General features: G+C 62.6%; 10 protein-coding genes and 1 pseudogene. 8 read left to right on the top strand and 3 right to left on the bottom strand.

Annotation, left to right across the window (positions count from 1 at the left end; all coding sequences use genetic code 11):
• Nucleotides 1-4 precede the first annotated feature (4 nt).
• From P8X48_10165 to P8X48_10155, 3 genes are read right to left on the bottom strand one after another with little or no spacing between them, the layout of a single operon-like run.
• A complete protein-coding gene (locus P8X48_10165; protein MEJ2107675.1) occupies nt 5-1,324 on the bottom strand; it encodes a HAMP domain-containing sensor histidine kinase in 1,320 nt (439 codons plus the stop codon).
• Nucleotides 1,308-1,997: a response regulator transcription factor gene (locus tag P8X48_10160; protein MEJ2107674.1), complete on the bottom strand. Its 690-nt coding sequence runs from the start codon at nt 1,995-1,997 to the stop codon at nt 1,308-1,310. Before P8X48_10160 ends, P8X48_10165 begins: the two co-directional genes overlap by 17 nt.
• Nucleotides 1,998-2,054: 57 nt before the next feature.
• Complete coding sequence (locus P8X48_10155) at nt 2,055-3,887, bottom strand: SulP family inorganic anion transporter (GenBank protein ID MEJ2107673.1); 1,833 nt, start codon at nt 3,885-3,887, stop codon at nt 2,055-2,057.
• Between the two features lie 372 nt (nt 3,888-4,259).
• On the opposite strand from P8X48_10155, the pseudogene atpD reads away from it, so the two are divergent.
• The 8 genes and pseudogenes from atpD to P8X48_10115 all read left to right on the top strand — a co-directional run.
• Nucleotides 4,260-5,624: pseudogene (gene atpD, locus P8X48_10150) on the top strand (F0F1 ATP synthase subunit beta).
• Nucleotides 5,621-6,022, top strand: coding sequence for a hypothetical protein (locus P8X48_10145; protein ID MEJ2107672.1), 402 nt, complete (start codon nt 5,621-5,623; stop codon nt 6,020-6,022). Before atpD ends, P8X48_10145 begins: the two are co-directional and overlap by 4 nt.
• 1 nt (nt 6,023) lies before the next feature.
• Complete coding sequence (locus tag P8X48_10140; GenBank protein MEJ2107671.1) at nt 6,024-6,305, top strand: AtpZ/AtpI family protein; 282 nt, start codon at nt 6,024-6,026, stop codon at nt 6,303-6,305.
• A gap of 3 nt (nt 6,306-6,308) precedes the next feature.
• Nucleotides 6,309-7,001: a F0F1 ATP synthase subunit A gene (locus tag P8X48_10135; GenBank protein MEJ2107670.1), complete on the top strand. Its 693-nt coding sequence runs from the start codon at nt 6,309-6,311 to the stop codon at nt 6,999-7,001.
• 3 nt (nt 7,002-7,004) lie between these two features.
• A complete protein-coding gene (gene atpE / locus P8X48_10130; protein MEJ2107669.1) occupies nt 7,005-7,274 on the top strand; it encodes an ATP synthase F0 subunit C in 270 nt (89 codons plus the stop codon).
• Nucleotides 7,275-7,319: 45 nt separating this feature from the next.
• Nucleotides 7,320-8,066, top strand: a complete 747-nt coding sequence (locus P8X48_10125) for a F0F1 ATP synthase subunit delta (protein ID MEJ2107668.1) — start codon at nt 7,320-7,322, stop codon at nt 8,064-8,066.
• Nucleotides 8,059-9,558: a F0F1 ATP synthase subunit alpha gene (locus P8X48_10120; protein ID MEJ2107667.1), complete on the top strand. Its 1,500-nt coding sequence runs from the start codon at nt 8,059-8,061 to the stop codon at nt 9,556-9,558. Before P8X48_10125 ends, P8X48_10120 begins: the two co-directional genes overlap by 8 nt.
• Nucleotides 9,555-10,471, top strand: a 917-nt coding sequence (locus P8X48_10115) for a F0F1 ATP synthase subunit gamma (GenBank protein MEJ2107666.1), incomplete at its 3' end; no start/stop codon positions are given. The genes P8X48_10120 and P8X48_10115, both read left to right, overlap by 4 nt.

The raw sequence follows: 10,471 nt of genomic DNA, 5'->3' as shown, positions 1-10,471 counted from the left end.
CGGCCTAGACCTCGGCCGTCGCGACCTCATACTGGGTAGTAGTCTCGCGGATCGTTGAGGGGAAGGTCCACACCACGCGCGTCCCCACACCCGGCTGGCTCGTTATGTCCAGGCCCCAACGGAAATGATCACAGATGCGCTTGCACAGGGACAGGCCAACCCCGGACCCGCTGCCCGGCGCGTCGGCGGCGCGAAAACCCCGTTCGAACACCCGCTCAAGATCCTCGCTGCGGATGCCGATGCCGGTATCCTGGATCGTCAGGCTGTCCGGTCCCAGGGTGATAGTCACACTACCGCGCGGTGTATAGCGAAAGGCATTGCGCACCAGATTGCCGATCAGGATGCCAACTATGGTATCGGGCGCGGCCACCATGGGGTTCGCCAGCACCTGCACATTCACTTCTACCTCATCCTCCGCGAGGTGGGTGCGATTGTTCTGGATGGCATCGTGGACCGCCTCGGCCACCTCGGTCTCACCTTCAACGCTGGCCCCCGCCCCCGGCTCGCGCGCCAGCACCAACAGGGCATCCAGGCTCTGGCTCATATCGTTGCTGGCACGTTCGATGCGCTCCAGCCGCGTGCGGTCCTGCGGACTCAGGTCCCTTCGCGCCAGCAGGACTTCCACGGCACCCTGGATCACGGCCAAGGGGGTTCGCAATTCATGGCTGGCGTCGGCGGTAAATGTTCGCTCCCGTTGAATGAAACTCTCCAGGCGCTGGATATAGGAACGGAAGGCCTCGGCCAGGCTACCGACCTCGTCATTGGCGTATTCACCCAACATTTCCTCGGTCGCATCGCTGGGGGGAAGGCTTTCCACCCGGCGCGCCAACTGGATGACGGGCGCGATCAGGCGATCGGACAGCGACCAGCCAAACCAGATCGCGAACAAGGTCGCCAGCACGATGCTGGCAAGCAGGACCGCGGACAGGAAGTGCTCGCGCACCTTGACGTCGGTCTGGTCGTACAACATGTAGTAGCGGGTCCCGTTTTCCCTTTGCATGGCGACAACATACTTGCGGTTGCCGTAGTCGATGTCGTGCACGCCGCTGTTCATCTGCTCGAGAAACTCGAGCCCGTTCATGGGTTCGCCGGGACGGAACACATAGCCGAGGAGTTTCTTGGTCCTCAGGGTATGGATCTTCGGGTTGTTGTTCGCGAGTTTGACGAAATACTGCAACTCATCGGAGACATGCTCGGATACGAGCCGATCCTCAAGTTCGTACAGGGAAATCGCGAGGAACAGGGCCAGGACGCCGCCGATGGCGGCGCCGAAACCCAGGTAGGAGAAGATGATGCGGAATCGGAGACTACGTCGAAAGCGCATCCGGATCGACCATGCGGTAGCCGATGCCACGCACGGTATGCAGCAAAGGCTTGGTAAACTGCTTGTCGATGGCGCCACGCAGACTGTGTACATGGGCACGAAGGGACTCGCTGTCCGGCGGCGCATCGCCCCACACGACCTCCTCGATCTTGGCACGTTGCACCACGCGTGGGGATTCGCGCATCAGGAGCTCCAGGATCTTCAGCCCGATCGGCGTCAGCGGCACGCGCTTGCCCGAACGGTGGGCCTCGAAGGTACCGAGGTCAAGCTCCAGGTCCGCCACGGCCAGTCGATCGATCGCGGTCATGCCCTCACGGCGGCGCGACAGGGCGCGCAGGCGGGCGTTGAGCTCGCGCAGGGAGAAGGGCTTGATCATGTAGTCATCGGCCCCGGTGGCGAAACCCGCGAGCTTGTCGTCGACCGCGTCGCGCGCCGTCAACATCAGCACCGGCGTGGTGTCGTGGGCCTCTTCGCGCAAACGGCGACAGACTTCCAGACCGTCCACCCCCGGCAGCATCAGGTCAAGCACGATCGCGTCGTACTTGCCGACGATGGCCAGGTGCAGGCCCGTAAGCCCGTCGGCAGCGGCATCGATCACATGCCCCTGTCCTTCCAGGAACTCCGCCAGATTGGCGGCAAGATCCTTGTTGTCTTCGATAATCAGTATCTTCATGGCCGACTCCTTCATCATGCACGTGTACCCGGAAGCTGCGGCCCTGCTCGTACGGGCTCAGGTCGCAGCCGACATCTGTCCAGACAGCGCCTTGCCGGATTCGTTCGCTTCGGCACCGGGCGCGTGCTTGCATTCAAGGAACACGCGCGCCTTGCAGTTGCGACAGATCTCCGGATCGACCTTGCTGAAGATGGTCGATATTGCGTCTGTCTTGGACGAAAAAATATTCTCTTCCCCGATCTGGTCCAGGTAGTGACCGCGCTTGAATGGTTCGCACACGGCTTCCTTGACTCGAATCAGATACAGGCCCCCTCCCGCCTTGCGCCGCTTCTCCGCCTCCTGCGCGAGATACTCGGCACCCTCCACGTCAATGAAGTTGATGCCTGTAGCGACGATGGCAAGATGCTTCTGCCCCGGTGACCGCTCCTCGAATCCACGCAGGGTCTCCTGAATATGATTGACCGCCCCGAAGAACATGGAGCCGTCGATGCGGATGATCTTCACCTGCGGACACTCCGGCAGGGCCGGATCGGTGGTGAACTTGCGCGTCTGCGTTGCCGGGTTGGGCACGCGCGTCAGGATGCGCGGGCGCGAGGTGCGGCTGAGATACACCACCAGCGAAAGGAGCACACCGAGGAAGATGGCGAATTCCAGTTCGAGGAACAGGGTCGCGGCAAAGGTCGCGGCCATGATTACGGTTTCCGTACGACTGGTCCGGAAGATCTTGCGAATATGGTGAAAATCGATCAGCCCCCAGGCCACCAGGAACAGGATGCCGGCCATGGCCGCATTGGGCAGATAGGCCGCGAGCGGCGCGATCAGCAACACGATTCCTATGAGCATGGCACCGGCAAAGGCCGCCGCCAGCGGGGTCTTGGCACCGGAGCTGAAGTTGACGCCGCTGCGGTTGAACGAACCGGTGGCGACGTAACCGGAGAAGAAACTGCCCACCATGTTCGACAGGCCCTGGCCGATGAACTCCTGGTTCCCGTCCAGGTGCTGTCCGCTGCGCGCGGCCAGGGAGCGGGCGATGGAGATCGCCTCGGTCAAGGCGAACAGGGTGACCGCCACCGCCGCCGGTGCGAGCTCGCGAATCGTCTGTAGAGAAAAGTCGGGGGCCGACAGGGGCGGCAGGGTCGCGGGCAAGGCGCCGACGGTCTTGATCGCATGCGCCGCCTCCGTGCTTGTGGCCATCATGACCACCGCCAGTACGCTGCCGATCAACATGGCGATGATCATGTACGGCAGCCTGGGCCAGAACCGTTTGATGATCAGCCCGGCAAACAGCGTGACCAGGCCAACGACAACCACATACGGGTCGATCTGTTCCGCCTTCTGGATCACGTTGTAAATCGTTTCGTGTACGTGCGCGCCGCGCGGCAGATCCATGCCGAGGAAATGCTTGACCTGATTGTTGGCAATAAGAATGGCGGCGCCGGCGGTGAAACCGATGACCACGGAATGGGAGATGAAATTGACCAGCACCCCCATGCGCGCGAAGCCCAGCACCAGCTGCACGATCCCGACCATGAAGGTCAGGGTCAGGGCGAGCCGCACATACTCGGCACTGGTCGGTTCCGCCAGGGCGCTGAGGCTGGAGAACAGCACCACCGAGGCGGCGGTGGTCGGACCCGACACCAGATGCCAGGACGATCCAAAGAAGGCAGCGATGATGGCCGGGATCATGCCCGCATACAGGCCGTACTGCGGCGGCATGCCGGCAATGGTGGCGAAGGCCACACCCTGGGGGAGAACAACGATGGCGCCGGTCAGCCCGGCAATCAGATCACTTCGAAGGTTGGGTCTCGTGACCCGGTGCCACCAGCGCACGGGCGGCAGAGCACGGGACAGCCATACTGGACAGCTGGCCGCGGTTAGTTTTTTTGGCACTGAAGACACTCCGATAAGGCCCCGCCGCGAACCCTCTGTCGGGAAAAATCCGGATCCGGATCGTTGAAAAGACGCCAAGAATGGCGTTGGATCGAGGCAGGATTGTAAACCCCGACGCGTTAAAAACGCGTCAACTAATTGTTAAATATACCATATTTTTCCATTTTCTTACCAGTTTCTTTGCACTTATCCCTGCAAAAAGAATTGCTGCCGCCCCAAAGCGCAATACCCGGGTCGATTGGCCGCCGCGCATCTGCCCCCCTTGCGGGCCCCTCGCGAGCCGTCCAACGTCATTGATAAGCGTTAAACAAGCGGATACGGTATTTCCCTAATATTTGCACCGGGCAACCGCAAAAAGCACCAAGGAATCACGTGGAACCCATCGGCTATATCGAAGACGTACACGGCCCGGTCGCACTGATCTCCTGCGAACAGCTCCCTCCCCTGCGCCGCGCCCTTTCCGCGCGCCTGGACCACGAACAGTACCTGTTTGAGGTTCATCAGCACCTGGATGAACATCACCTGCGCGCCATCACCCTGCACCGATCCACCGGCCTGCGCCGGGGCATGCCCGTATATGACACCGGCGCCCCGCTGCGGGTCCCGGTATCCACCGACTGTCTCGGTCGGCTGCTGAACGCCTTTGGCGAGCCCCTGGATGGCGGTGAGCCACTCAAGACCGACGAATACCGTGACATCCACGGCCAGACCCTGCCCTTGAACGAGGCCATCGGCACCGGTGGCGTGCTCGAGACGGGCATCAAGGCCATTGATCTGCTGTGCCCCTTCGTAAAGGGTGGCAAGACCGGACTGTTCGGCGGCGCCGGTGTCGGCAAGACCGTGCTCATCATGGAGTTCATGCACGCCGTCGCCACCATCCACGAAGGCGTCTCTGTATTCGCCGGTGTCGGCGAGCGCATCCGCGAAGGACACGAGCTGTGGCACGAAATGCAGCGCGCCGGTGTCATGCCCCAGACCACCATGGTCTTCGGGTAGATGGATGAATCTCCCGGCGTGCGTTTCCGCGTCGGGCTGTCGGCCCTGAGCTACGCCGAGTTCCTGCGCGACCGCATGCAGAAGGAAGTCCTGTTCGTCATGGACAATGTCTTTCGTTTCGTTCAGGCAGGCAGCGAGGTATCCAGCCTGCTGGGGCGCATGCCGGCAACGGTAGGCTATCAACCCACACTCACCACCGAGGTGGCGGAAATGCAGGACCGCATCCTGTCCACCGAACAGGGAGCGATCACATCGGTGCAGGCGGTGTACGTACCGGCGGACGACATGAGCGACCCGGCGGTGAACGCCATCCTCAGTCATCTCGACACCACGGTCATCCTGTCCCGCGCCCAGGCCAGCAAGGGCATCTACCCGGCGGTGGATCCACTGCAATCGGCGAGCAAGATCATGGACCGCCATACCCTGGGCGCGCGCCACTACGACATCGCCGAGGGCGTACGTGAACACCTGGCGCGCTATCACGAACTGGAAGACATCATCACCATGCTGGGCGTGGAGGAACTCTCCCCCAAGGACCAGCGCATCGTCATGCGCGCACGCAAGCTGCAGCGCTATCTCACCCAACCGTTCTGGGTCACGGCCGCCCACACCGGAATCGCCGGCATCTCGGTCTCGCTCAAGGACACCCTGGACGACTGCGAGGCATTTCTCGCCGGCAAACATGACGAGACCAGTGAGGAGCCGTGCTACATGCGCGGAACCATGGAGGGAGCGAAATGAGCGGCTTTCGTCTGTTGCTGCATGACGCCACCCATCGCGAAACGGTGGACGATGTCACCGTGTTCGTTGGCGAGGACGACTCCGGCAGCTTCGGCATCCGTGCCGGCCACGAACGCATGGCCACGGTGCTGACCCTGGGGCTGGCGCGCTATCGCTGCGGCGACGGGCCCTGGCAGTATCTTGCCCTGCCCCGGGCGGTGCTGTATTTCGATCAGGACGTTCTTACCCTCAGCACGCGCCACTACCTGCGGGACGAGGACTACACGCGCATCAGCGAGGCCATGCAGCGGGAACTGCTGGCCGAAGAAGAACAACTGCACACCATGAAGAAAAGCCTGCGCCAGATGGAGGAAGAGATCCTGCGTCGCATGTGGGAACTGGGCCGTGCGGGACATTGATATGAGCGAAGTCGACGAAGACCGGAACCTGCGCAAGAAAGTTGAACGCCAGGCCGCGCGCATGAAACAGGCGGAGAAGGACCGGCCGACCCTGCTGGCGCACACCGTATATATGGGTACGCTGGGCCTGTTGTTCGTGCTGCCCGTGGTGGTCGGGGCCTACCTGGGGCTGTGGCTCGACAAGCACTTCGCCGGCTACTCCGTGCAGTGGACGGTGACCTGTATCCTGCTCGGTGTCTTCGTCGGCGCCGTGAACGTGTATCTCTTCATCCGGGATCGCTAGACCATGGAACACAACGGCATCAGCGCAGAAACCGTGTTCACCATTGCCGGGTTGCAGGTGACCTCAACTGTTGTCACCACCTGGCTGGTGATGGTGCTGCTGGGCGGGTTGTCCTGGCTGCTCACCCGACATCTGCGCAGTGAGCCCGGCATGATCCAGACCTCGCTGGAGATCGCCGTGTCCATGATCGAGAACGCGATCCGCGCCGTCGCGCCGCAATACACGCGCCAACTCATGCCCTTCATCGGCACGCTCTGGACGTACATCGTCGTCGCCAATCTCATCGGCCTCATCCCGGGCCTGCATTCACCCACGCGCGACCTGTCGGCGACCTCGGCCCTGGCAGTCCTCGTGTTCCTGTCGGTGCACTGGTTCGGCATCCGCACCCAGGGCCTGAAGAGTTACCTGCACCACTACCTGACCCCGAGTCCGCTGATGCTGCCGTTCCACATCATCAGCGAGATCTCGCGCACCGTCGCCCTGGCCGTGCGCCTGTTTGGCAACATGATGAGCCTGGAGATGGCCGCCCTGCTGATCCTGCTGGTCGCGGGTTTCCTGGTACCCATCCCCATCCTCATGCTGCATATTATCGAGGCGCTGGTGCAGGCCTATATCTTTGGCATGCTGGCCCTGATCTACATCGCGGGCGGCCTGCAATCGCAACAACTCCGGCAACAATCACAAACCAAGGAGTGATTCATGAGTGAGTTAGCCCAGTTCATCACTTCCTCCACGGTCCTGGCACTGATCGCCATCGCGATTGGCGTCCTGGGACCGGCGATCGCCATGGGCTGGTCCATCAGCCGCGCACTGGATGCACTGGCGCGGCAGCCCGAGGCCGAACGTTCGATTACGCGCACGCTGTTCATCGGCCTGGCGATGATCGAATCCCTGGCCATCTACGTGCTCGTGATCGTGCTCATCGTCCTGTTCCGCAACCCTTTGATCGACTACCTGCACCTGAAGTGAAGCAACAACGCAGGACTGCTTCGCCGAAGTGACCGAGGAACGAACGTGGAACTGACCTGGACGACTTTCATCCTGGAAACCATCAATTTCCTGGTGCTGGTGTGGATCCTGCACCGCTTCCTGTATCGCCCGGTGCTCAACATCATCGCCAAACGGCGCGAAGCGGTGGAAAAGAGCCTCGCGGACGCGGAGCAGACCAAACGCGAGGCCGAGACAGTGCGCGAACAGTACGAACACCGCAATGCCGACTGGCAGCAGGAACGCGAGGCCGCCCGCAGCAAACTGAATGAGGAACTCGAAGCGGAGCGCCGCAAGCGCCTGGACGAGTTGCAAACGACCCTGGAACAGGAACGGGAGAAGGCCCGTGCGGCCGACACCCGCCGCCTGCAGGACGAACAGCGCAAGGTGGAACAGACCGCCCTGCAACAGGCCTCGGCTTTCGCCAGCCGGCTGCTGTCCCTGGCCGCCGGACCGGATCTGGAGACACGCCTGATCGATATCGCGATCCAGGACCTGTCGGCCCTGGACGAAGAACGACGCAAGGCCTTGCATGAGAGCTGGACCCGGGAGCCGGAGGAAATCGTGGCCACCAGCGTCCATCCCATCCCGGACGAACAACGGAAGCGCCTGGAGCAGGCGCTGGCCAAGGGTGCGGGTATCTCGGCACCCGTGACCTACAAACAGGATGCCTCGCTGCTGGCCGGGTTGCGTCTGGGCATCGGCGCGTGGGTACTGGGCACGAATCTCGCCGACGAACTGAAGGGCTACACGGAGATCGGTGCCAATGACTGATGGCGCCCGGCCAAGCGGCGCCCTGGCGCGTCAGGCCGAATGGCTGGCCCGTTACGAGCCCGGGCTGCGGGTCGCCGAACGCGGCAAGGTGGTGTCCGTCGGCGATGGTATCGCCTGGATCTCCGGCCTGCCGTCCGCCGCCATGGACGACATCCTGTCGTTCGAGGACGGCAGTCGCGCCACGGTCTTCAATCTCACCGGCGATCTCATCGGCGCAGTGCTGCTGCACCAGACCGATGCCCTTACCGCCGGCACCGTTGCCCATCTTGGCGGCCGCTCCCTCAGTATCCCCGTGGGCGATGCCCTGTTGGGCCGTGTCATCGATCCCCTGGGGCTGCCCCTGGACGGCCAGGAGGCGCCGGAGCACGAGGCCTATCGCCCGCTCGACACCAAGTCGCCACCTATTATCGCCCGCGACTTCGTCAACAAACCGCTGTACAGCGGCATCAAGATCATCGACACCATGATCCCCATCGGCAAGGGGCAACGCCAGTTGCTCATCGGCGACGAGGGCCTGGGGCGCAGTTCCATCGCCATCGATACCGTGATCAACCAGCAGGGCAAGGACGTGCGCTGTGTCTACGTCCTGATCGGACAGAAGCGATCCACCGTCATCAACACGATGCAGTTGCTGCGCGAACACGGCGCCCTCGAATACACCACCCTGGTCGTGGCCGAGGCCAGCAGCCTGCCGGGGCTGCAGTATCTCGCGCCCTTTGCCGGTTGCGCGGTGGCCGAACAGTGGATGTTCCAGGGACGCGATACCCTGGTGGTGTACGACGACCTCAGCACCCATGCACGCACCTATCGCGAGTTGTCGCTGTTGCTGCGCCAGCCCCCCGGGCGCGAGGCCTACCCCGGCGACATCTTTTCGGTGCACGCGCGCCTGCTGGAACGCGCCACCTGTCTCAACGCCAGCCACGGCGGCGGCACCATGACCGCCCTGCCCATCGTCGAGACCCAACAGGGCGAGATTGCGGCCTACATCCCGACCAACCTCATCTCCATCACCGACGGCCAGGTGTACCTGGACCGCGAGCGCTTTGCCGGCGGCTTCCGCCCCGCCATCGACATTGGACGCTCGGTATCGCGCATCGGCGGCCAGGCGCAGCATCCGCGTATCAAGGAAGAAGCCGGACGCATGAAACTGGACTATCTGCAGTTCCTGGAACTGGAGGTATTCACCCGCTTCGGCGCGCGCCTGGAGGCAAGCATGGAGGCAGCCATCCACCGCGGCCGCCTGCTGCAGCAGATCCTGAAACAGGATCGCCTCACTCCCCTGCCCGTGGAGTTTGAAATGGCCTGGATGGTGGCATTCAACGACGGACACCTGGATTCCATCGAACCGGAACAGGTCGCCGGGGTTCTGGGCAAGTTGCAGCAACAGGTAGCGAACAGCGATCTGCGAATCGACGATCCACGCGAACAATGGGTGGATGCGGTGACACGCTGGTTGCCGTCGCCAAAGGACACGGGCTCGGCTGCGCCATGACGAAGCGACGCGAACTCGAGGAACACCGCCACAGTCTTGCCGAGGTGCGCGAGATCATGAACTCCATGAAGACCCTGGCCTTCATGGAATCGCGCAAGCTCGACCGCTTTCTCGCCGCCCAGCGCACCGTGGTCACCGACATCGAAACCGTCGCCGCGGATTTCCTCAGCTTTCATCCCGATGCCCTGCCCGCCCCGAAAACGGATCAGGCCGAGGTCTATCTCGTGATCGGATCGGAACGGGGCTTCTGTGGCGATTTCAATGCGGCGCTAACGGATCAGGCCGAAGTCTATCTCGTGATCGGATCGGAACGGGGTTTCTGTGGCGACTTCAATGCGGCGCTGGGACGGTTTGTTGCGGAACAGGTTTCCCCGGAGTCGAAGCCGGATGCGCACCTGATTGTCTGTGGCCGCAAGCTGCAGCCCCTGCTCGAACACGATGCGCGCGTGGTTCACTACACGGAAGGCGCCAGCGTGGTGGAAGAAATCGCGGCCGTACTGGGCCAGATCACCGACACCCTCACCGGCCTGCAAAGCGACCACGGCGCCCCGTCCCTGTACCTGGTTTTCCACGAGAGCGAGGAAAGCGGGATCATCCGGCAAAGACTGTTGCCGCCCTTCCGCGAGCTCGCGCAGCCGGAATCACAACCCGGCTTTGCTCCACGCCTGCTTCTCGAACCGGCTGAATTCGTGCTGCAGCTGACCGAGCAATACGTCTTCGCCGCCCTGCACGCGGCCCTGTATCAATCACTGATGATCGAGAACCGCCGCCGGGTGCGCCACCTCGAAGGTGCCGTGAGCCATCTGGACGAGGAAACCGCAGAACTCACCCGGCGCAGCAACAGCTTGCGCCAGGAAGAGATCGTTGAAGAGATCGAGGTAATTCTGCTGAGCCGCGACAGCCTCGCCGCGCC

Source organism: Acidiferrobacteraceae bacterium (assembly GCA_037388825.1).
Taxonomy (GTDB): Bacteria; Pseudomonadota; Gammaproteobacteria; order Acidiferrobacterales; family JAJDNE01; genus JARRJV01.
This window is presented reverse-complemented; position numbering and strand designations above follow the sequence as displayed.